Here is a 20689-nt window from a genome sequence, read left to right as displayed (position 1 = left end):
GTTACCGGGACATGGAGGCGCGCCGCGAGCGGCCGAGCGCGCTGTCCGGCTACGCGCGCGATGCGCGCCGCTGCCGGACGACTTCGTAGAGCGCGATCGCCCCTGCGACCGAGGCGTTCAGCGAGGAGATGGGGCCGGTCATGGGGAGCCGGGCGACGTGCTGGCAGACGCGGCGGACCGAGCGGCGCGTGCCCTTGTCCTCGGCGCCGATGACGATCGCGACAGGGCCGGTCAGGGGCAGCTCGCCGAGCTCCACCGGACCCTGGGCGTCGAGCGCTATCGCGGCGACGCCTCGGGCGGCGAGCGCCTCGAGGGCGTCGGGCAAGGAGGGGACGCGGCACAGCCTCGCGTGCTCGATCGCGCCCGCGGACGCCCGGAAGGTCGCCGGGGTGAGCGGCGCCGAGCTGTGCTCGGGCCACAGGATGGCCCGGGCGCCCAGGGCGACGGCGCTGCGGATCACCGCGCCGAAGTTCTGCGGGTCCATCACACCGTCGAGCGCAACCGTGATCGTGCCGGCGCCGGGCTGGCCCTCCTCGACGACCGGGATCTCGTCGACCCCGACGATCCGGAGCTCGGGCGCCGAGGCCACGGCCCCCTGGTGGCGCCCGCCGGCGCTGCGGCGATCGAGCTCGTTGCGGGGCGCGCGCTCGGTCGGGATGCCCTGGCCCTCCGCGAGGCGCGCGAGCGCGTCGAGCTTCGGGCCGCCGTCGCGCTGGACGAGGACCCATCCGACGCGCGCGCCGTGCGCGCGGATCGCCTCTCGAACCGGCTGGAGACCGTAGACGAGGCGGCTCACGGGCGCGGAGGGTGGAGCGTGTGCGCGATCTCCTGGACGATCGAGCGCGCCGTGGCGAGCGGATCGGCCGCGTCGCGGATCGGCCGGCCGACCACGAGGAGATCTGCGCCGGCCGAGATCGCGGCCGAGGGCGTGGCGATGCGCTTCTGATCCTCGCCTTGTGCGCCGCCTGCGCCTGGACCGAGGCGGATACCCGGCGTCACGATGAGCTCGCCCCGCCCGAGCGCTTCCCGCAGCGCGGGGACCTCGTGCGGCGAGGCGACGAACCCGTGGACGCCGGCGCTGCGCGCGAGCTGCGCCAGCCGAACCACGTGCTCGGACGCGCTCCCCTGCACGCCCTGCGCGGCGAGATCGCCGTCGTCGAGCGACGTGAGCACGGTGACGGCGAGCAGGATCATGTCCTGGGAGCGCGCCGCCTCGTTGGCCGCGCGCCTCAGCATCTCGGTGCCGCCGGCCGCATGCACCGTCAGGTACCGGACCCCGAGCGCGGCGGCGCCCGCCACGGCCCGCGCCACCGTCTCGGGGATGTCGTGCAGCTTCAGATCGAGGAAGACATCGAGCCCGAGCGACTTGCCGATCTCGACCGCCCGCGGCCCCTCGCGGACGAACAGCTCCAGGCCGACCTTGAGGACGCCGATCGAGGGGGCGATGCGGGTCGCCGCCGCCCTGGCCTCGTCGAGGTTCGCGTAGTCGAGCGGGAAGACGAGCCTGCGGCGCGCCTCGTCGAGCGAGCCGCCGCCGAGGCTCGTTCTCTGCCTCACGGAGCTGTGGTTCGCCATGCAGGGACCCCGTTCCGCGTCAGAGGCAGCTGCAGAGCGGATCGCCAGGGGCGCAGTTGCAGGGCGCCTTGGCGCCGCCGCCGCTCGCCGGCGCGCCGCCCGCGGCCGGGCGTCCGCCGCCGCCGCGGCGCAGCTGCTCCTGCTTCTGCTGCTCGGCCTCGAGCTGCTTCTGCAGGGCGAGGCGCGTCGCCTCGTCCTTGGCGGTCGCGAGCTGATCGCGCAGCCCGGCCATCTTGCCCTCGGACTCCTTGAACTGCGCCTCGAGGCGCTTGTTCGCCTCTTCGAGCTCGCGGGCTCTCGCGGCCTCGGCCTGGATGCGCGCCTCGTTCTTCTGCGCCGAGTCGACGGCGACGACGGTGACGATGCCGATCACCAGCACGCTGGCGATGGCGCCGCCGATGAGGAGCTTGCGCAGCTTCTTCTTCGACTCGTCCTGCTGCAGCGCCGCGAGCGAACGCTCGTGGTGCTGCTGCGCGGCCATCGCCTCGAGCCGCGCCTTCTGCTCGGCCTCGACGCGCGCCTTCTCGATCTCAGCCTGCCGGATCGCCTCGAGCCGCGCCGCCTCCTCGCGGGACCGGCGCTCCTCGTTGCGACGGCGCTCCTCCTCGGTGCGGATGCGCTGCTCCTCGGCATCGCGCGCGGCGCGCTCGGCCTCGACGCGCGCCTTCTCGGCGGCGGCGGCGGCGGCGGCCTTCTGGGCCTCTTCGCTCTTGATGCGATCCTCCTCGAGGTTCATCAGCTCCTTGAGCGAGAACAGGACCGAGCTTTCCTTCTGTTCCGACATGACCTCGTGGCTCCTTCGATCGAGCGCGTGCGGTTGGGCTACCAAGGGGCGGTGCGGGGACCTGCAGGTCGCCCTCGGAGGGCCACCGAGCAGGACGATTCTGACCCGCAGAGCGGCTTTGACGCAATTATTCGCGAACGCCACGGCCCTCGTGATGTCGAGGCGCCGCGGAGCCGCCAGCCAGAGTATCGCCGTGGTGCACCGCAGGTACCAGCGGAAATCGTTGCGCTCCGTCCCTTCCACCTCGCCTCCACGTGTTCACCTCGGTCACCTCGGTCACCTCGGCCCTCTCGCCCTCTCGGTCACCTCGGTCGGCTCGCGTGCCCTCGGTTCTCCTTGGTCCGCCTTGGTCCGCCTTGGTCCGCCTTGGTCCGCCTTGGTCCTCCTTGGCCCTCCTTGATTCACCTCCGTTCTCCCCGGTTGTCAGCGCGCGCCTGCGCCGTCGCCGGACGAGCTGGTCCGTCGCGGCGGGCGCCCAGGGCATGACGGAGAAGGGGCCGCCCGAGGGCTGGCACCCGTCGCTCACCACGGCCCCGTTGGATTCTCGGTGGCTCTCCGGTAGCGTCGCGCGCCCATGGCGAACGTCATCAAGGCGCACATCACCGGTACGGTCTGGAAGATCGAGGTCAAGCCGGGCGACGAGGTCGAAGAGGGGACCGTCGTCGTCATCCTCGAGTCCATGAAGATGGAGATGCCCGTCGAGGCCGAGGAAGCGGGGACGGTCGAGGAGATCCTCGTCACCGAGGGGGCCGCCGTCACGGAAGGCGCCCCGCTGGTCAAGCTGGCCTGAGCGGCCGTCAGGGCCGGCGGGGACCCGACGGCCCACGGACGTACATCGCGCTCACGCCCGGGTCATCGGCCCGGCGCGCGGGGCGCGGTCGCGCGCCCTCGCGGGACGCGCGCGGCGCCGCTCACTCGCGCCAGAAGAACTTCCAGGGGTTGTGCTTGAGGTCTCGCGCGAGCTCCTGCAGGTCGTCGAACAGCTGCTCATCCATCACGAGCGCGCCGACCGTCCCCTTGCCGCGCTTCACGTGGGCGAGGACCTCCTGGGCGTCGGCGGTTGCAGCCCTCGCCCTGCCCGCGATCTCGGCGATGTCGTCGAGCGTCTTCCTGATCTTGACCTGCTCGGTCTCGCCGCCCACGGTCGTCGAGAGGCGGCGCGCGTTCGCCAGCGTCTCGCGCGCGTCCGCCATGAGCGGCGGTAGATCGCGCGCGGCCGTCCCTGTCAGCTGATCGGTGTTCGCGAGGATGCGGTCGATCTGCGGGTTGTTCACGTACCGCTGCCGGGCGTCCTTCACGAGATCGGTGCCGTCGACGCTCATCTGCTCGACGTTCTCGGCGATGCGATCGAGCCGATCCTGGTTTCGGTGCATGAACTCGCCGGTGCCCTTCAGCGTCTTCCGGAGCCCGTCGAACGCCTCCCCGACCTCTTCGCGGTGCTCGCGCATCGCCGAGACCGTCGCGTGCAGGAGCTCGTAGCCCTCGGCGAGCAGCATGTCGAGGCGCGGCGGATCGAGCCCCCGGACGACGGCGTTCGGCGGGATCACCGGCCGATCGGTCGAGCCGGGCTCGATCGCGAGGAACTGCTCGCCGAGCACGCCCTGCGTGGTGACGTAGAACGTGGCGTTGTCGTGGATGCTCTGCTGGTAGCGTTCCTCGAGGCGCAGCTGGATCCGCACGAGCGGCTCGCGCTTGCCGTCCTTGCCGAGCTTGCCGCCGCTGAAGTGGATCTCGCTCAGCTTGCCGATCTCCACGCCGGCGATCTTCACCGGCGCCCCGGTCTGGAGGCCGCCCGGGTTGTCGAAGTCGACGTAGATCGAGTACTTCGGCTGGAAGTTGACCCCGCCCATCACGAGGATGAACGTGGCGAGGAGCCCGAGCGCCGTCAGGATGAGGATCCCGACCTTGACCTCGATCGATCGCGGGCTTGCCATGAGTTCGTTATCTTCTCCGATCTGGCGGCGGCCGGGGGAGGGAAATAGGCCAGGATCTACCTGCCGCAGCGCGATATTCCAGCGGGCGGCGTGACGCTTCGCGCAGCCATTGCTTTGACGCAACCGCGCTTCTCGCTTCTTCTCTCGCTTCTTCTCTCGTGTCTTCCCGGAATTGCCAGGTCCCGATGATTTCGTTCCGAAATGTCCGAAAATCCTTTGGCCCCAAAGATGTCCTCAAGGATGTCTCGTTCGACGTCGAGGACGGCGAGGTGTTCTTCATCATCGGGCAGTCGGGGGTCGGGAAGAGCGTGCTCATCAAGCACCTCGTGGGGTTGCTCTATCCGGACGGCGGGGAGATCTGGCTGGACGGAGAGGAGGTGAGCCGCTTCGACGAGGCCCGGATGTACCCGGTGAGGATGAAGTGCGCGATGGTGTTCCAGCACTCGACGCTGTTCGACTCGATGACGTGCGCCGAGAACGTCGCGCTCCCGCTCCGCAAGCACAAGGGGCTCAGGCCGAAGGAGGCGCTCGCGGAGGCGCGGCGGCGGCTCGAGCAGGTGCATATGCGCGAGTTCGGGGACCGCTTCCCGCCGGAGCTCGGCGACGGGATGCGCAAGCGCGTCGCCATCGCCCGCGCGCTCACGCTCGACCCGCGCTACGTGCTCTTCGACGAGCCGACCACGAGCCTCGACCCGGTGAGCGCGCGGCGCGTCGACAAGCTGATCCGCGAGCTCAGCGACACGCTCGGCGTGACGAGCATCGTCGTGAGCCACGACCTCGTGAGCATCTTCACGATCGCCGACCGCATCGTCATGCTCTATCAAGGCCTGGTGCGCCTGCTCGGGGATCGCGCGGCGTTCCAGGGCTCGCCGGATCCGGTCGTGCAGCAGTTCATCACCGGCAGCGCCGAGGGGCCGATCGAGTGAGGCGTCGGCGCGGCGCGGCGGCGCCGACCGCCTAGCGGAAGATCAGGAAAGCGGCCGCCGAGATCAGCATGTTGAGCACGATGACCGCGAGCGAGGAGTTCACGACCGCGCGCGTCGTCGCCCAGCCCACGCCCTCGCTGCCGCCGAAGGTCGACAGCCCGGAGTGGCCGGAGACCACCGGGATCGCGGCGCCGTAGGCCACGCACTTCGCGAGGCCGGTCGCGAGATCACCCGCGTCGACGAGGCTGACGTTCATGAACGTCTCGGGGCTGACATCGAACATGCTGTACGCGGTGACCATCCCGGTGGTGAAGGAGACCGCGGCGCTCCAGACGATGAGGCACGTCGTCATGAGGAGGCTCGCGATGAACCGCGGCTTGATGAGGTAGTCGATCGGATCGGCCGCGCACATGCGGAGCGCGTCGACCTGCTCGGTCACCACCATCGAGCCGATCTCGGCGGCGATGCCCGCGCCGACCCGCGTGGCGAGCATCAGCGCGGCGATCGACGCGGCGAGATCGCGGACGAGCAGCTCGAGGTACGTCGCGCCGAGCATGGTCAGATCCGGGATGACCCGCTTCGCCTGCTGGCCGGCCTGGAAGACCATGATCATCCCGATGAAGCCCATCACGACCGTCAGGAAGAACAGCGATTTGTTGCCGATCTCGTACATCTGTTGGAGCACCGCGCCCGGCTCGCGGCGCCCCTTCGCGCAGTAGTAAAGCGTCCTTACAAATACCGAGTAGAGCTCGCGCGCCGACTGGAAGAGGGACAGCGCGGCGGCGCCGATCGCGGCGACGCCGGACGCCTCCGGCGCGAGATCCCTGAGCTCGCTCGAGGGCGGGCCGGCGCTCGGGCGGTCGGAGGAGCTCTTGTCCGGGGAGGGCATGCGCGGCGCCGCCGATCAGTCGAGCGTGAAGGAGACGAAGTAGTCGAGGATGAAGATGCCGGCGGCCGAGGCGACGACGGTCGCGTTGACGGCGCGGCCGACGCCGGGCGCGCCGCCGGTCACGCCGAGGCCGTACTGGCAGCTCGAGAGCGCGAGCACGACGCCGAAGACGACGCTCTTGACGAGGCCGCTCATGACGTCGCCGATGTCGAGCAGCCCGCTCGTGAGGCCGTTGTAGAAGACGGCCGGGGCGACGCCGAGGAGGAGGTCGCCGGTCAGCGCGGCGCCGAGCAGGGCGAGCGCGTCGGCGAAGATCACCGAGAGGAGCAGCGTCAGCACCATCGCGAGGAAGCGCGGGGCGATGAGGAAGCTCACCGGGTCGATCGCGAGGACGCGGAGGGCGTCGATCTGCTCGGTGACGACCATGGTGCCGAGCTCGGCGGTGTTGTTGGCGCCGACGCGGCCGTTGATCATGAGCGCCGTGAGCAGCGGGGCGATCTCGCGGAGCGTGCCGAAGCCGGCGCCCCAGCCGAGCAGGCCGTGCGCGCCGAAGCGCTCGACCAGCGGCGCCGCCTGGATGACCATGATCGCGCCGGTGAAGAGGGCGGTCACGACGACGATGGGCATCGACTTGACGCCCATCCGGTAGAGGTTGCGCATGAACTCGGCGCCGTCGACGCGGAGCGTGGCCACGCGCGCCGCGATCTTGCCCGCGAGCACGGCCATGCCGCCCACCGTGGCGGCGATCTGCAGGAACGAGCCGCCGAGCTGGTGGACCCCGGAGGGCTCCTGCGCGATCGGCGCGCGCGGCCGCTTCACGGGCGGCGCGGGCGGCGCGCCGGACGAGGCGAGCGCGCCGCCGCCGTGAGCGCGCGCGGCGGTGCCTGGGCCAGCAGGAGACGTCATGGGAGACGGGAGCTTAGCCCAAGGCTCCCGGGGAGCGCGGCGCGATCTGGCGTCCCGAGAGGCCGGCGCCGGAGAGGTCGAGACCGCTACCCAAACAGGAGATCGTCCTCTACCTGAAATGTGCCCGCCTCCTTCGAGGCAGCCTCGTGCGGTGGCAAACGCGCGCTCCTGCGCGCAATGCCGGCGCGCCTCCCGCCGGAGGAGCGCGCCGGCCCGGAGGCGGGCTGTCGGCGACGGTGTCCGGTCCCCTGGTGGAGCGAGCCTGGTGAAGAGCAGAGAAGCAGAGGTGATGTCCCCTCATGAGGGCGTGGGCGCGCTGACGGGCGAGATCCGGACTGGCCTCCTCGACGACGGCCGGACGTTCGCCGTCCTCTCGGCGGCGACGTTCGCGCTCAAGGCGATCTTCGTGAAGCTCGCCTACGCCGCGCACCCCGTCGACGCGGTGACGCTGCTCGCGCTGCGGATGGGCATCGCGCTGCCGTTCTTCCTGTGGCTCGCCCGGAGGGAGCGCGGCGCTGCCGAAGGGCCCCTGACGCCTGGCCTCTGGGGAGGTGTGCTGATCGTCGGGTTCCTCGGATATTACCTCTCCAGCCTGTTCGACTTCATCGGGCTCACGTACATCAGCACCGGCCTCGAGCGGCTGATCCTGTTCGTGTATCCGACGCTCGTCCTCCTGATCGGCGCGGCGTGGCTGAAGCAGCCAGTGCGCGGCAAGGCCTGGGGAGCGCTCGCCGTGTGTTATCTCGGGCTCGGGGCGGCCGTCTGGCACGATCTCGAGCAATCCGGGGACGCGCGGGCCGTCGCCATCGGCGGAGCGTGGGTGTTCGCGAGCTCGGTGACCTACGCGCTCTACTACATCGGCGTCGGCAAGCTCGCCTCCAGGGTCGGCTCCACGCGCCTCGCCGCGTACTGCGGGGCGGCCTCGTGCCTGATGGTGCTCGCGCACTACGCGGCGGCGGGGAGCCCGGTCAGGCTGGGCGAGCTCCCGGCGTCGGTGTGGGGGTACGCGGCGGCGATGGCGACGATCAGCACGGTGCTCCCCATCGTGCTCCTCGCCGCCGCCATCCGGCGGCTCGGCGCGGGCCGCGCGGCGACGTTCTCGACGCTGGGCCCGGTGCTCACGATCGCGTTCTCGTGGGTCATCCTGGGCGAGCCGGCCACGTGGCAGCAGGTCGTCGGGCTCACGCTGGTCGTGGGCGGGGTGAGCTGGCTCGGCAAGTCGAAGTGAACCTGCGCCCCGCTCGGGAGCGCCGGGGCCGCGGGGCGCGGCGCATGCCCGCCGCGAGGTCAGGCGTCGTGCACCGCGGGGCGAGGCCCTGGTGAGCCGCTGCCGAAGAGCTCGCTCCGGACGCGCTCGCGCTCGCGTTCGAGCTGCTCGGACGTCGCGCCCATGCGCACGAGGAGGCGCTCGGTCATCGAGAACGCGACCTCCGCCTCGCCGGTCACCACGACGTCCGCGCCCGCCTTCTTCAGCGCGGTCACCTCGCGCAGGTAGAAGGCGCGGGCGAGGACGAACAGCCTCGGGTTCACGCCCTTCGCCTGCTCGATCACCCCGTCCCCGGGCGCGCCGGCCGCCGTGAACAGCAGGCTGTCCGCCGTCCCGACCCCGGCCCGCTCGAGGATCTCCCGCTGCGTGGCGTCGCCGTAGATCGCGCGGATGCCCTGGTCCTGCAGCTGCTTCACCGTGTCGAGGTTCAGCTCGACGACGGTCGGCGCGATGCCGTTCTCACGGAGCAGCCGCGTCAGCGTCTTCCCGACAGGGCCGTAGCCCACCACGACGGTGCGGTGGGCGTGCTCGTCCAGCGACGCGGCCTCCGCCTCCGCGAGGGCGGCGTCGCGCTGCTGGAAGAGCGCGGACGTCCATCGCGCGAGGCGATCGCGGAAGCCGAAGAGCACCGGGTTCAGCGTGATCGACACGATGGCGGCGACGACGAGCGTCTGCTCGGCCTCGACCGGCAGGACGCCGAGCTTCTTGCCGAGCGCCGCGAGGATGAACGAGAACTCCCCGATCTGCGCGAGCGAGAGGGCCACGGCGAAGGCGGTCTGGAGGGGGCGGCGGAGCAGCACCGTCACCGCGAGCGCGGCGAGCGGCTTGCCGATCAGCACCACCGCGAGCGTCCCCGCGGCCAGCTGCCAGCCCACGGCGAGCTGCGCCGGGTCGAGGTGCATCCCCACCGAGACGAAGAACAGCACGGCGAACGCGTCGCGCATCGGGAGCGCCTCCGACGCGGCGCGCGAGCTGAAGTCGGACTGGCCGACGACCAGGCCGCCGAGGAAGGCGCCGAGCGCCATCGACGATCCGAAGAGGATGGCCGAGCCCACGGCGACGCCGAGCGCGACGACGAGCACCGTCAGCGTGAAGAGCTCCCGCGAGCCGGTCTTCGCGACGTACCCCAGCAGCGCGGGGATGACGCGCTGTCCGACGATGAAGATGAACGCCACGAGCCCGGCGAGCTTCAGGACCGCGATCCCCACGGACACGGCGACGCCCGCCGCGCCCGCGCCCGCGGCTTCGCCCATCACGGCGGGGAGCAGCACGAGCACCAGCACGGTGAAGACGTCCTCGAGCACGAGCCAGCCGATGGCGAGGTGGCCAGCGGGGGTGTGCAGGACGTCGTTGTCGCTGAGGACCCGCGTGAGCACGACGGTGCTCGCCACCGAGATGGCGACGCCGAAGACGACCGCCGCGCCCCACGTCCAGCCCGCGGCGCGGCCGACCAGGGCGCCGAGCGCCGTGGCGACCGCGATCTGGATGAGGGCGCCGGGCACGGCGACCTTGCGCACGGCGAGGAGCTCGCGGACGTGGAACTGCAGGCCGACCCCGAACATCAGCAGGATGACCCCGATCTCCGCGAGCTGGTCCGCGAGCCGCTTGTCCGCCACGAACCCCGGGGTGAAGGGGCCGACGAGGATGCCGGCCAGCAGGTAGCCCACGATGGGGGACAGCCTCAGGCGCTGGGTGACGAAGCCGAGCGCCAGGGCTCCGGTGAGCCCGCCCGTGATCGTGAGGATAAGATCGAGTTCGTGCGGCATGTGCCCGTCTAGCGCTTTCCGTCGCCGGCCGCCGCCTCGCGGTGCGGCGCCGTCGGTGATCCCGAGCGCGGCGTGGACCGCGCTCGCCTCTGCCTACCTGTTTACGTGTTACACGCCCACGACGCCGATGGCCTCGTACGCCTCGATGATGTGCGGCTCCTCCCTGGCCTTCGCGATCCACGCCTGCATCGCGGGCAGCGCGAGGATCGACGCCACGTAGCGCCGGGAGACCGCGTCGAGCTCGACGCCGTACGTGTCGAACCGCGTCGCGACCGGCGCGTACATGGCGTCCGCCACGCTGAAGCGCCCGAACAGGAACTCGCCTCCCTGGCCAAAGCGCGATCGGCAGTCGTTCCATATCGCCTGGACGCGCGCGATGTCCTGCGACGCCGCGTCGGTGAGCGCCACGCCCTGGATCTTCCGCCGCACGTTCATCGGCAGCGCGGTGCGGAGCGCGGCGAAGCTGCTCGCCATCTCGGCGCTCACCGATCGCGCGACGGCGCGCGCGTCTCGCGCCTCCGGCCAGAGCTTCGCCGCGGGGAAGAGCTCCGCCGCGTACTCGGCGATCGCGAGCGACTCCCAGATCGTGAGCACCCCGTGCTGCAAGGCCGGCACCTTGCCCGACGGAGAGTAACGCTGGATCTCCAGGGTGGGCGTGCCGGGCGCCTGGAGAGGGATCACCACCTCTTCGAAATCGGCGCCAGCCTGCTTCAGAACGAGCCAGGCCCGGAGCGACCACGATGAATAGGTCCTGTTCCCGAGGTAGAGGGTGAGCTCAGACATGCGCGGACTCTACCACCGCGGCCGACCCGCGCGGCGGCGGCCGCGTCGACCGCGCGCTCACTGCGCTCGTCGCGCCAGCTCGCCCCCGAACACCTCGCTCGCCAGCGCCTCCACCGCCATCCGGACCGCCTCGTCGCTCGTGTGGCGCACGCGGAAGCCCAGCGCCGCCAGCTTGCCAGGATCCATCCGCGATCGCGGCACGTCGCCAGGCCAGCCGCGCTCGCCTCCCTGATACCGGATCACCGCGTCCGGATAGGGCGACGCCGCCACGCACAGCTCCGCGATGCGCGAGACGCTCGTCGCGTCCTCGGGCGCGAGGTTGTGGATGTTGAGCCGCTCCCTGGCCTGGTCGAAGCCGAACAGGATCCCCTCCGCGCAGTCCCGGACATCGAGGTACGGCTTCGACTGGCGCCCGTCGCCGAGCACCTCGAGCTCCGTCCGCCGATCGCGCAGCTTCTTCAGGAAATCGAGCGCCGCGCCGTGCGTCCCGCGCGGCCCGACGACGTTGCCGAAGCGGTAGATCCACGCCGTGAGGCCGAAGCACTCGACGTAGGCGCTGATGAGCGCCTCGCCCGCGAGCTTGCTCGCGCCGTAGAGCGAGATGGGCAGGGCGCCGAGATCGCCCTCCGCGCACCGGCGCGGGGTGTCGCCGTAGACCGTCCCGGAGGACGAGAAGATCAGCCGGCCGACGGCCGTCCGCCGCATCGCCTCGAGCACGTTGTACGTCGCGATGGTGCCCTGATCGAGGTCGAGCCGCGTCCGCGCGAGCCCCCAGCGCGCCTCGGGGTTCGCCGCGAGGTGCACGACGAGGTCGTGGCCCGCCATGGCCTCGGTGAGCCGCTCCAGATCGAGGGCGTCGGCCTCGACGAGCGTCGCGCGCCCGGAGGCGAGGTGCGACGCCACGAACGCGCGGCGCCCGACAGAGAGGTTGTCGTAGATCGTCACGGGGCCGCGCTCGACCAGGCGATCGGTAAGGTGGCTCCCGATGAACCCGGCGCCGCCGACGACGAACGACCTGAGCTCCGTCATCGCGCGTCTCCCGCGGCGCCCGCGATTCCCGCGGCCAGGCGCTCGATCCGCGCCGCGAACTGGAGGCGATCCTGGGTCACGAGGCGGAACGGCAGATCGTGGATCCGGAGCGGCCACTCGAGGCCGGTGATGCGCCCGCCCGCGCCGCGCACGAGCGCGACGAGCTCGCCCGGCGTGAAGTACGTGCCCCGCACCTCGACGCCGGGCGCGGCGTTGCCGGCGAGATCCATCCAGAGGAGCACGCGCTCCGAGACCGGGCCGAACCGGAAGTGATCCTTGAGCGCGACGACGCGCGACGCGACCCGGAGCGCCTCGGCGAGCAGCGCGCCGGGGCGCGCGGCGTGGTGCAGCACGTCGGAGAGGAGCACCGCCTCGAACGCCGCGTCGGGGAAGGGGAGGCGCTCGCCGTCATAGCCGATGACCGGCAGCGCCGCCCCGGGACGCGCCTTCACGTCCACGCCGACGACGCGGAGCGCCCCGACCAGGCGCGCGACCTCCAGCGCGACCGTGCCGTCGCCCGCGCCCACGTCGAGCAGCGACGCCGCGGGGCCCACCTGCGCGGCGAGCGCCCGCGCGACGCGGCCAACGCGCGGCACGTGGACCAGGCGATGGTGCAAGGAGAACAGGGCGCGCTCGAGGACCGTCATCGTACATCCGAGCCCCGGCGCCGCCCGCGCCGGAGAGCCGCGCCACGCTAGTCGAGCGCTCGAGGACCGGCAACGTCCGGGGCCGTCCCCGCGCCGCCGGGGGCCGAGGCGGCCTCCTGAGCGCGACGAGCTCGTACGCCGCGGCATGGCAGGACAGCGACGACATAGCGAGATAACGACCTCTCGAGGCCGCCTCGCAGGGCGCCCTGGGCTCGTTTGCCGCCGCGCCGCCGCGCCGCCGCGCCGCCGCGCCGCCGCGCCGCCGCGCCGCCGCGCCGCCGCGCGTGGCAGGGTCGCGCAGCGCAACTCTCGTTACGCCCGACCCGAAAGGGTGGCTGCTCTGAAACAACCACTCTTCCATGGTCTGCGACAATGACGATCCGTGGCGCGCGCCTCCCTCCGTTCTCGCGCCGCTCACGCTTGACCGATTCGCGTCATCGAACATAGCTGAATCGATGATCGGAGCGCGCGGGAAGGGGCGTGTGAGGTGCGGTGGTTGCCGGCTCGTTCTGGCATCTCTCTGGTTCGCCATTTCAGGGTGCAGCGGAGAGACTGGAGACAAGGGGGCGGGCCAGGACACCGTCCCTCCGGACGACCCGGAGCCAGGCGAAGCGACGTTTGCGCCGGAGGAGGCCACGGAGCTCTGGTTCGTGGAGTTCGAGCGAGCGCCGGCCGCGAGGGGCAGCGGGGGCGCCCGCGTCAAGGGCCTTGTCGAGGAGGAGCGGGAGCTCTTCCGGCGAGCCGCCGCGGCCCGCGGGCTCCGGTACAAACAACGATTCTCGTTCGAGGAGCTCTGGAACGGCCTCTCCGTCCGGGTCGCGCGAGAGAGCTCGGCTGCGCTCGTGGACATGCCCGGGGTCAAGGCCGTCTACCCCGTGGTGCCGGTGGAGCTCGACACCACGCGCGCCGCGCCGACGGTCGACCCGGACCTCGCCGTCGCAGGCGAGATGTCGGGCGCGGACGTCGTGCGCCGAGAGCTCGGCGTGACCGGCGAGGACATCCGCGTCGGCGTGATCGACAGCGGGATCGACTACCATCATCCCGATCTCGGAGGCTGCTTCGGCCCGGGCTGCCGCGTGGCGTTTGGCTACGATTTCGTCGGCGACGATTTCGTCGCCAGTGACGCGACCAAGCCGCCCGTGCCCGACGGAGAGCCGGACGATTGCCTGGGCCATGGCACGCACGTCGCCGGGATCATCGGGGCGAACGGGGTCGTGCAGGGCGTGGCCCCGGACGTGACCTTCGGCGCTTACCGCGTCTTCGGCTGCCGCGGCGGCTCGCGCGCCGACATCATCCTCAAGGCGATGGAGCGGGCTGCCAGCGACGGCATGCACGTCATCAACATCAGCATCGGAACGCCGTTCCAGTGGCCTGACTATCCGACGGCGACGGCGGCGAGCGCGCTCGTCGGGCGCGGCGTCGCGGTCGTCGCGTCGATCGGCAACAGCGGTGAGAAGGGGCTCTGGGCCGCGGGCGCGCCCGGCGTGGGTGAGGCGGTCATCGGCACCGCGTCCGTCGACAGCACGCGCGTCACCACCCTGTCGTTCACCGTCGCGCCGGGCAACGCCGTGATCGGCTACACCCGCGGCGCCGGGAGCCCGCCCGCGCCGCTCTCGGGGAGCGCCGCCCTCGCGCGCACGGGGACGACCACCAGCGCCCGCGACGCGTGCGCCGAGCTCCCCGCCGGCAGCCTCGCACGCCAGATCGCGCTCGTCCGGCGCGGCGGCTGCTCGTTCCACCAGAAGGCCGCGCACACGCAGGCCGCGGGCGCCGTAGCCGTCCTGTTCTACAACGACCGGTCCGGGGCGATGAGCCCGTCCGTGGAGGGCGACCCTCCGATCACCATCCCGGTCGTGGGGATCGCGCAGGCCGACGGCGAGCAGCTCAACGCGCGCCTCGACGCCGGGCCCGTGACCCACAGCTGGACCCACCGGGCCGTGGCCGCGCGGAACAGCACCGCGGGCCTCGTCTCCCGCTTCAGCTCGCACGGCCTGAGCGCGGCGCTGTCCTTCAAGCCCGATCTCGCCGCGCCCGGCGGCACGATCTATTCGACGGTGCCGATCGAGCAAGGCTCGTACGACACGCTCAGCGGGACGTCGATGGCGGCGCCGCACGTGGCCGGGGCCGTCGCGCTCCTGCTCGCCGCGCGCCCGGAGCTGTCCGCGGCGCGCGTGCGCGACGTCCTCCAGAACACCGCGGTCCCCGCGCCGTGGAGCGGCGATCTGGGCGCCGGCGTGCCGGAGAGCGCGCACCGGCAGGGCGCAGGGGTGATCCGCGTCGACCGGGCGATCCGCGCGACCACCTTGATCAGCCCTGGAAAGCTCTCGCTGGGAGAGAGCGAGGCCGGCCCCGCCCTGCGCACGCTGACGCTCGAGAACTCGAGCGGGCACGACGTCACCTACGACCTGTCGCACGCGCCCGCGGCGTGCGCGACAGGGGGCGACCACTGGGCGCCCGCGAGCGCCACGACCGGCGCCGCGCGCGTCGATTTCAGCGCCGCGAGCGTGACGGTGCCCGCCGCCGGGAGCGCGACCGTCTCCGTCACCGTCACGGCGAGCGACGCGCTCGCGGAAGGCGGCCTGTTCGGCGGCTACCTCGTGTTCACGCCGCGGGGCGGGGCGGCCGACGGCCTGCTGCGGGTGCCGTATGCGGGCTTCAAGGGCGATTACCAGAGCCTGCCCCTCCTCAAGGCGTCCGGTCCCGGGGCTCCGTGGCTCGGCAAGCTGAGCGGGACGCGCCTGACCCAGCAGCCGCGCGGCGCGGCCTACACGCTGGCGTCGGACGACATGCCGTACGTGGTCGTCCACCTCGATCACGGCGCGGAGCTCCTGGCGCTGGACATCGTCGACGCCGCCACGGCGAAGCCGTGGGGGCGCGCGCTGATGCTGTCCCACGTCGGTCAGAGCGCCTCGGCGACGGCGGTCACGCGGTATGGATGGAAGGGCACGACGAAGCTCGACGGGAGGCACACCGTCGTCCCGGACGGGGATTACCTGATCAAGCTCCGCGCGCTCCGGGCGCTCGGCGATCCGGACAACGAGGCGCACTGGGAGACATGGACGTCGCCCGTCGTCACCCTCGACCGGCCGTGAGGGGTCCGCTCATGGCGCCTTGTAGACGAGCACCGGCCAGAGCCGGCGGACGACGCGCACGAGGTCGCGTTGCGCCCGCATGACCGCGCCGATGTCCTTGTAGGCCGAGGGCGCCTCCTCGCGCAGCCGGTCCGCGAGGCGGTGATCGAACCACACGCCCTCGGCCTCGCGCAGCAGCTGTCGCGCGCCGATGCGGCGGCGCGCCTCGCCCCGCGGCAGCGCGCGCCCGGCGCCGTGCGCTGACGAGCCGAGCGCCTCGGGGTGGCCGCGCCCCTCGACGTGGAAGCTCGGGCTCCCCATCGACCCGGGCACGACGCCGGGCTCCCCCTCGCGGAGCCCCATGGCGCCCTTGCGGTGCACCCACAGCGCGCGTCCGCCGTGCTCCTCGCGCCGGACGTGGTTGTGATCGATCTCGATGCGCGACGACGCGTCGGCGTCGACGCCGAACAGCTCGGCGAAGAGCGAGAGGGCCTCGGTGACCATCCGCGCGCGGCTCGCGCGCGCGTACCTCGCTGCCCAGGCTGCGTCGTCGAGGTACGCGCGCCCGGCCTCGCTGTCCGCGTCGAGGAAGCGGACGCCCGACGGGTCGCGCGCCGCGAGCGCCTCGTGGTGCTGCCGGATCGCCGGGCCCATGGCGCGCGAGCCGCTGTGGAGGAGCAGCCACAGCGCGCCCTCCTCGTCGCGCTGCACCTCCAGGAAATGGTTGCCCCGGCCGAGCGTACCCAGCTCCATCCGGCCCTCGCGGTGCTTCATCGCCTCGAGGCGAGGCGCGCCGAGCCGCGCCTCGGCGAGATCGCCGGGCAGCGGCGGGGCGCCGGCGGCAGGGCGCAACAGGTGCGGGACGCGGCGGCGCAGCGCGGAGAGGAGCTGCGCCGCGCGATCGCGATCCGCGAGCAGATCGGCGTCCGCGCGGAGCCGCAGCGCGACCATGCCGCAGCCGATGTCGCCGCCGACCGCCGCCGGCAAGAGGCGGCGGGTCGTTGCGGTCACCGTGCCGACGCACACGTCGTCGGCCACGTGCGCGTCGGGCATGACCGCGACGTGAGCGACGTCGTCGGTGCGCGCGAGCCGCGAGAGCGACGCGCTGAGCGCCGCGCTCGCGCCGTCCGGGAGCCACGCGGAGATGCGCGCGCTCACGGCTCTCCCTCCGGCGGCAGCACCTGAAACGCGAGCGTCGGCGCGCGCTTGCGGGTGATCGCCCCCGCGACCTCCGCGCGCACGTAGCCCGCCACCTTCTCCAGCCGCGCCGCCGCCACCTCCGGCGGCGTGCCAGGCCTGACCTGCACGACCACCGCGAGCCGGCTGGCGTCGGGCGCCGGCTCCACACCCATCACCCAGACGTCCTGGAGGACGTCGTCGCGGAGCGCGGCGAGCGCGTCGCTCACCGCCTCCTGCACCTGACGGCAGAGCTGGCGCTCCTTGCGCTGCGCGCTCCGCGCCGCCGTCCCACCGAACAACGAACCTGCATCCACGACGGAGCGCGCGCGTTCGCGGCTCCGCGATCGATCTTTGCCCATGCCATGCTCCCGAGGGCGCGGCGACGCACCTACGCGTCGGCCGCGCGGTTCCAGCGACACGCGAGATGAGCTCGGGGATGTGAGCCTCGCCGGCGCGCTCAGCGGCGCGTCAGGCCGAGGCTCGTCGATGCAATGGGGTGCACGGCGGGCCTCCTTCGCCGCGTAGGGTGCACGAGCGAGGGCCGCGGCGCAAGGCGCGCCCGGGCAGCGCTCCCGGCGGGGGCGCGAGCCGCGCGCGCCCGCTCGTGGCCGGCGCGCGGCCGGCGGCGCGCGCCCGGCACTCCGAGGAGACTACATGGCCTGCTGGCGATGATGATGCGCCGGCACCGCGCACTGGTACTTGGCGACCCTGGCGACGACGCGGAGCATCCGGCGCATGACGAGCCTCCCGAGCGGCGCAGTCAGCGCGTCCAGGAGGAACAGCCGCCGCCTCGTCCGCGTGTCGGTCGCGCGGATGCGCGTCTCGTACGCGAGCAGCGTCCGGCGCTGACCGTAGGGCATCACGACGAAGCTCGCCGCCGCCTTGAAGTGACCCGCGCAGTCGAACGACTTGAACTCGGCGGCGGTCCGCCTCGTGAACAGGCTCTCCATGCTGAACAGGCGCGCGATCGAGCCGATGACGATCTCGGAACCCTCCTTTTCGGCGAGCTTGGACTGGCCGTAATCCTCGATGTTCTGGAGCGACATCCGCACGCGCGCCGGGAGCGGCGCGAGGCGGAGCCTGCGCCGGGCGCGCCGCACGGCGGCCAGGCGGAGCGCGAAGACCGCGCGCAGCAGGAGAGAGCGGCTCCTCGCGAAATCCACCCTCTTCAGCGTGGCGTACGTCACCTCCGGTGGCGCCATCACCACGATCGCGTGGTTCATGACGATATCGGCCTCAGGCAGCAAATGTTCGAGCAGCGTGGGGCTGGCGCCGGAGCGCTGCGGGCACTCGTGCGAGGCATCCGTCGTGGCTTGCTCTCCGCCCTGTCGGCTCTCACCCTGTTCCGTCGAGATGGTCTGCATGGCGAACTACCCCCTGCGGGTGTTCATTGGGCAGCCTCGACGGAACGCCAGCAGGAGACTCCTGTCCTCGACTCAGCCCCTCGCGCGCCGGGAGGACTCCGCCATGCGGTGGGCGATGCGGAACGCCATCTCGAGCGACTGGCGGTAGTTCAGCCTCGGGTCGCACAGGCTCGCGTAGCGCTGGTCGAGATCGGACTCCGTGAGGCCAGCCCCGACGCACTCGGTGACATCGTCGCCCGTGAGCTCGAAGTGGACGCCGCCGAGGTTGGATCCCATGGATTCGTGCACCTCGAAGCTCGCCTCGATCTCGGTGAGGATATCCTCGAAATTCCGTGTCTTGATCCCGCTGGACGTCGTCAGGGTATTGCCGTGCATCGGGTCGGACATCCAGAGCACCTTGCGCCCCGCGGACCGCACCGCCTCGATGAGCGGCGGGAGCCCGTCGCGCACGCGGCCCGCGCCCATGCGCACGATGAGCACGATCTTGCCCGGCTCGTCCGCCGGGTTGAGCCGGTCGAGGAGGCGGATCACGTCGTCGCGGAGCGTCTTCGGGCCGAGCTTGATGCCCAGCGGGTTCTCCACGCCGCTGAAGAACTCGACGTGCGCGCCGTCCGGCTGCCGCGTGCGCTCGCCGATCCAGGGCAGGTGGGTCGTCAGGTCGTAGAAGCCAGGCCGGCGCGCGACCTTCCGCGTCTGCGCGGACTCGTAGTGCAGGTTGAGCCCTTCATGGCTCGTGAAGAACTCGACCCGAGAGAGCTCCCCGACCGGCACCTCCGCGAGCGCCTCCATGAACCGAAGGGCCTCCCCGACCTGCTCCGTCATCCGCTGGTATCGCTCGCGCAGCTCCCCGGGCAGATCCGCCCGCTCGAGGAAGCTCAGGTCCCAGTACTCCGGGTGGTGCAGATCGGCGAAGCCGCCCTCCGACAGGGAACGGATGAAATTCAGGGTGATCGCCGCGTGCTGGTATCCAGCGATCATCAGGTTTGGATCGGGGCGCCGGGCGGTGGCGTCGAAGGGAGCGCGATTGATGAGATCCCCGAAATAGCTGGGCAGGCTCACGCCATCGCGCGTCTCGACAGGGCTGGAGCGCGGCTTGGCGTACTGTCCGGCGAAGCGCCCGAGGCGCACCACCGGCCGGCGGGCGCCGTGCACCAGCACGAGCGACATCTGGAGCAGGATCTTGAGCTTGTTCGTGACGATGTTCGGGCGGCAGTCGTCGAGCGTCTCCGCGCAGTCTCCCCCCTGGAGCACGAACCGGCGGCCGAGCTGCGCTTCGGCCAGATAGCCTTTGAGTCGCTCGACCTCCCACGAGGTCACGAGCGGCGGCAGCGCCCGGAGCTTCTCGACGGCCACCTGGACGGCATCGGGATCGTCATAGGGGAGCGGCGCAGCGTTGAACCGTTCACGCCATGAGTCCGGCGACCAGGGTTGAGCAGGAACGTACATGAGTTGAGCCCTATTATGGCAAGGCTCCCACCTGCGCAACCCTCGGTCAACGTCATCGATTCGAGCGTGAGACGATGGGCACGCGGGCGCGGTCACCGGCTCGCAGACGCGGTCATCGGCACGCGGGCGCGGTCATCGGCACGCGGGCGCGGTCATCGGCACGCGGGCGCGGTCATCGGCTCGCGGGCGCGTCGGCCGCCCGGGGCGATGGCCCGGTGCGCGCCTCGATCGCCTGGATCGCCGCCTTGATCTCTCCCGCGATCGAGGCGCAAGCCGCCGCGCACCGGCTCATGCCAAGAAAGCCGCACCCCTTGCCCTTGCTGGTGATGAGCGGCGCGAGGACATCGACGGCGCGCCGATCGCCATCGGTCGTCGCGCGCGCCAGCAAGGCCTGCCTCGCCTTGCAGGAGGGCGCGATCCGGAGCTCGTGGGCGACGCGCAGCGCGGGCGTCGCTCGCCCCAGGACCGCGGCCTCCGCGAGCCGCTTCGCGGCGCGCTCCTTCAGCGCGGAGCTGCCCACCGCGAGCTCGTAGAGCAGATCCGCCCCGTGGCTCCCCATGCCGCTCGCCATGAGGTCGAGCGCGCCCGAGGCCGCCTCGGGCGGTCCGCCGGCGGCGCTCGAAACGATGCGCTTCACGTCGTCGTCGGCCGCAGCCCCCGGATCGAGCTCCAGCAGCCGCTTCACCGCGGCGAGCGCGGCGGCGTGGTAAGGCGGCGGGAGCGCGTGGCGCAGCATCAGCGCGCGGAAGATCGCCGGATCCTTCGGGTAGCGCGAGGCGAGCGCCTCCAGCGCGAGCACGCCGCCCGCGGTCGCCGTGGCGAGCTCGTCGGCGGGGACAGCATCGGAAGGTCGCGGCGCGACCGGACGCCGGAGGCCGGAGCTCGACGGCGGCGCGCGCTCGGCGAGCGAGGCCGCCTCGAGCCGGGAGAGCGAGACGCCGTCGCGCAGCAGCGCCGCGGCGAACACGACGGCCACGAGCGCAGCCGCGCCCGTGACCAGCCAGAGCGCCGCGGGCGGCGTCCGCGCCAGCAGGGAGGCGCGCGAGCCCGAGGCGTTGCCGCCTGCGCCGAGCACGGTGGTTGTTCCCGCCTGTGTGCCCGGCCTTTCGGGGGGGCTGGCCTG

At 72.2% G+C, this 20689-nt stretch carries 19 protein-coding genes; 4 read left to right on the top strand and 15 right to left on the bottom strand.

Translation table 11 applies throughout. From position 1 onward, the window contains the following. Window positions 1–49: 49 nt before the first annotated feature. Genes WMF34_RS19125 through WMF34_RS19115 form a run of 3 tightly spaced genes read right to left on the bottom strand, consistent with a single transcriptional unit; the run spans window position 50 to window position 2359 of the window. Window positions 50–796: a TrmH family RNA methyltransferase gene (locus WMF34_RS19125; protein WP_437994131.1), complete on the bottom strand. Its 747-nt coding sequence runs from the start codon at window positions 794–796 to the stop codon at window positions 50–52. Further along, window positions 793–1575 (bottom strand): orotidine-5'-phosphate decarboxylase, encoded by a 783-nt coding sequence (gene pyrF, locus WMF34_RS19120; RefSeq protein ID WP_437994130.1) that lies wholly within the window; start codon window positions 1573–1575, stop codon window positions 793–795. The genes WMF34_RS19125 and pyrF overlap by 4 nt, the downstream gene beginning before the upstream one ends. Window positions 1576–1594: 19 nt before the next feature. Then, window positions 1595–2359 carry a hypothetical protein gene (locus tag WMF34_RS19115; RefSeq protein ID WP_012236330.1) on the bottom strand — a complete coding sequence of 255 codons (765 nt, stop codon included), beginning with the start codon at window positions 2357–2359 and terminating at the stop codon, window positions 1595–1597. Between the two features lie 574 nt (window positions 2360–2933). Here WMF34_RS19115 and WMF34_RS19110 point away from each other — a divergent pair. Continuing rightward, entirely contained in the window at window positions 2934–3149 is a 216-nt protein-coding gene (locus tag WMF34_RS19110) for an acetyl-CoA carboxylase biotin carboxyl carrier protein subunit (protein WP_012236329.1), read from the top strand. 121 nt (window positions 3150–3270) lie between these two features. On the opposite strand, the gene WMF34_RS19105 is transcribed toward WMF34_RS19110, so the two are convergent. After that, window positions 3271–4293, bottom strand: coding sequence for an MlaD family protein (locus tag WMF34_RS19105; protein ID WP_012236328.1), 1023 nt, complete (start codon window positions 4291–4293; stop codon window positions 3271–3273). 185 nt (window positions 4294–4478) lie between these two features. Between WMF34_RS19105 and WMF34_RS19100 the strand changes: the two genes are divergently transcribed. Next, on the top strand, window positions 4479–5219 hold the full coding sequence (locus WMF34_RS19100) for an ABC transporter ATP-binding protein (protein ID WP_272099386.1): 741 nt from the start codon (window positions 4479–4481) through the stop codon (window positions 5217–5219). Between the two features lie 31 nt (window positions 5220–5250). Here the strand turns inward: WMF34_RS19100 and WMF34_RS19095 are convergent, their stop codons facing one another. Next, complete coding sequence (locus tag WMF34_RS19095) at window positions 5251–6108, bottom strand: MlaE family ABC transporter permease (RefSeq protein WP_012236326.1); 858 nt, start codon at window positions 6106–6108, stop codon at window positions 5251–5253. A 15-nt stretch (window positions 6109–6123) separates the two neighbouring features. After that, on the bottom strand, window positions 6124–7014 hold the full coding sequence (locus tag WMF34_RS19090) for an MlaE family ABC transporter permease (protein ID WP_012236325.1): 891 nt from the start codon (window positions 7012–7014) through the stop codon (window positions 6124–6126). A 289-nt stretch (window positions 7015–7303) separates the two neighbouring features. Here WMF34_RS19090 and WMF34_RS19085 point away from each other — a divergent pair, with 289 nt between their 5' ends. After that, window positions 7304–8242, top strand: a complete 939-nt coding sequence (locus WMF34_RS19085) for a DMT family transporter (protein WP_080598922.1) — start codon at window positions 7304–7306, stop codon at window positions 8240–8242. A 59-nt stretch (window positions 8243–8301) separates the two neighbouring features. Here the strand turns inward: WMF34_RS19085 and WMF34_RS19080 are convergent, their stop codons facing one another. The 4 genes from WMF34_RS19080 to WMF34_RS19065 form a co-directional block, all read right to left on the bottom strand. Further along, window positions 8302–10047 carry a cation:proton antiporter gene (locus tag WMF34_RS19080; protein ID WP_012236323.1) on the bottom strand — a complete coding sequence of 582 codons (1746 nt, stop codon included), beginning with the start codon at window positions 10045–10047 and terminating at the stop codon, window positions 8302–8304. Between the two features lie 108 nt (window positions 10048–10155). Beyond that, window positions 10156–10830, bottom strand: a complete 675-nt coding sequence (locus WMF34_RS19075) for a glutathione S-transferase family protein (RefSeq protein ID WP_012236322.1) — start codon at window positions 10828–10830, stop codon at window positions 10156–10158. Between the two features lie 57 nt (window positions 10831–10887). Then, entirely contained in the window at window positions 10888–11859 is a 972-nt protein-coding gene (locus WMF34_RS19070; RefSeq protein WP_437994129.1) for an NAD-dependent epimerase/dehydratase family protein, read from the bottom strand. Continuing rightward, window positions 11856–12506: a class I SAM-dependent methyltransferase gene (locus WMF34_RS19065; RefSeq protein WP_437994128.1), complete on the bottom strand. Its 651-nt coding sequence runs from the start codon at window positions 12504–12506 to the stop codon at window positions 11856–11858. Before WMF34_RS19065 ends, WMF34_RS19070 begins: the two co-directional genes overlap by 4 nt. Before the next feature lie 455 nt (window positions 12507–12961). Here WMF34_RS19065 and WMF34_RS19060 point away from each other — a divergent pair, with 455 nt between their 5' ends. Further along, on the top strand, window positions 12962–15598 hold the full coding sequence (locus WMF34_RS19060; protein WP_437994127.1) for a S8 family serine peptidase: 2637 nt from the start codon (window positions 12962–12964) through the stop codon (window positions 15596–15598). A 9-nt stretch (window positions 15599–15607) separates the two neighbouring features. On the opposite strand, the gene WMF34_RS19055 is transcribed toward WMF34_RS19060, so the two are convergent. The 5 genes from WMF34_RS19055 to WMF34_RS19035 form a co-directional block, all read right to left on the bottom strand. Continuing rightward, window positions 15608–16735 (bottom strand): RtcB family protein, encoded by a 1128-nt coding sequence (locus tag WMF34_RS19055; protein ID WP_437994126.1) that lies wholly within the window; start codon window positions 16733–16735, stop codon window positions 15608–15610. Next, the gene (locus tag WMF34_RS19050) at window positions 16732–17055 is read right to left on the bottom strand and encodes a ribosome-binding factor A (protein ID WP_231864927.1); all 324 of its coding nucleotides are present in this window, start codon (window positions 17053–17055) and stop codon (window positions 16732–16734) included. The genes WMF34_RS19055 and WMF34_RS19050 overlap by 4 nt, the downstream gene beginning before the upstream one ends. A gap of 351 nt (window positions 17056–17406) precedes the next feature. Further along, window positions 17407–17979 (bottom strand): hypothetical protein, encoded by a 573-nt coding sequence (locus WMF34_RS19045; RefSeq protein WP_437994125.1) that lies wholly within the window; start codon window positions 17977–17979, stop codon window positions 17407–17409. Window positions 17980–18192: 213 nt separating this feature from the next. Then, window positions 18193–19566: a 3-deoxy-7-phosphoheptulonate synthase class II gene (locus WMF34_RS19040; protein WP_437994124.1), complete on the bottom strand. Its 1374-nt coding sequence runs from the start codon at window positions 19564–19566 to the stop codon at window positions 18193–18195. Between the two features lie 172 nt (window positions 19567–19738). After that, complete coding sequence (locus tag WMF34_RS19035; protein WP_044965241.1) at window positions 19739–20641, bottom strand: hypothetical protein; 903 nt, start codon at window positions 20639–20641, stop codon at window positions 19739–19741. Window positions 20642–20689 lie beyond the last annotated feature (48 nt).

This window comes from Sorangium sp. So ce145 (genome assembly GCF_051525985.1).
GTDB lineage: Bacteria > Myxococcota_A > Polyangia > Polyangiales > Polyangiaceae > Sorangium > Sorangium cellulosum_B.
Note: the sequence above shows the minus strand (reverse complement) of the source record. Positions and strands in the feature narration are given on the sequence as shown.

What these genes read in the sequence shown, in the direction of transcription:
- WMF34_RS19100 (WP_272099386.1), top strand. Translation starts at nt 4,479, where the DNA reads ATGATTTCGTTCCGAAATGTCCGAAAATCCTTTGGCCCCAAAGATGTC.
- WMF34_RS19090 (WP_012236325.1), bottom strand. Translation starts at nt 7,014, where the DNA reads ATGACGTCTCCTGCTGGCCCAGGCACCGCCGCGCGCGCTCACGGCGGC.
- WMF34_RS19080 (WP_012236323.1), bottom strand. Translation starts at nt 10,047, where the DNA reads ATGCCGCACGAACTCGATCTTATCCTCACGATCACGGGCGGGCTCACC.
- WMF34_RS19065 (WP_437994128.1), bottom strand. Translation starts at nt 12,506, where the DNA reads ATGACGGTCCTCGAGCGCGCCCTGTTCTCCTTGCACCATCGCCTGGTC.
- WMF34_RS19060 (WP_437994127.1), top strand. Translation starts at nt 12,962, where the DNA reads ATGATCGGAGCGCGCGGGAAGGGGCGTGTGAGGTGCGGTGGTTGCCGG.
- WMF34_RS19105 (WP_012236328.1), bottom strand. Translation starts at nt 4,293, where the DNA reads ATGGCAAGCCCGCGATCGATCGAGGTCAAGGTCGGGATCCTCATCCTG.
- WMF34_RS19110 (WP_012236329.1), top strand. Translation starts at nt 2,934, where the DNA reads ATGGCGAACGTCATCAAGGCGCACATCACCGGTACGGTCTGGAAGATC.
- WMF34_RS19070 (WP_437994129.1), bottom strand. Translation starts at nt 11,859, where the DNA reads ATGACGGAGCTCAGGTCGTTCGTCGTCGGCGGCGCCGGGTTCATCGGG.
- WMF34_RS19095 (WP_012236326.1), bottom strand. Translation starts at nt 6,108, where the DNA reads ATGCCCTCCCCGGACAAGAGCTCCTCCGACCGCCCGAGCGCCGGCCCG.
- WMF34_RS19115 (WP_012236330.1), bottom strand. Translation starts at nt 2,359, where the DNA reads ATGTCGGAACAGAAGGAAAGCTCGGTCCTGTTCTCGCTCAAGGAGCTG.
- WMF34_RS19045 (WP_437994125.1), bottom strand. Translation starts at nt 17,979, where the DNA reads ATGAACCACGCGATCGTGGTGATGGCGCCACCGGAGGTGACGTACGCC.
- WMF34_RS19075 (WP_012236322.1), bottom strand. Translation starts at nt 10,830, where the DNA reads ATGTCTGAGCTCACCCTCTACCTCGGGAACAGGACCTATTCATCGTGG.
- WMF34_RS19085 (WP_080598922.1), top strand. Translation starts at nt 7,304, where the DNA reads ATGTCCCCTCATGAGGGCGTGGGCGCGCTGACGGGCGAGATCCGGACT.
- pyrF (WP_437994130.1), bottom strand. Translation starts at nt 1,575, where the DNA reads ATGGCGAACCACAGCTCCGTGAGGCAGAGAACGAGCCTCGGCGGCGGC.
- WMF34_RS19040 (WP_437994124.1), bottom strand. Translation starts at nt 19,566, where the DNA reads ATGTACGTTCCTGCTCAACCCTGGTCGCCGGACTCATGGCGTGAACGG.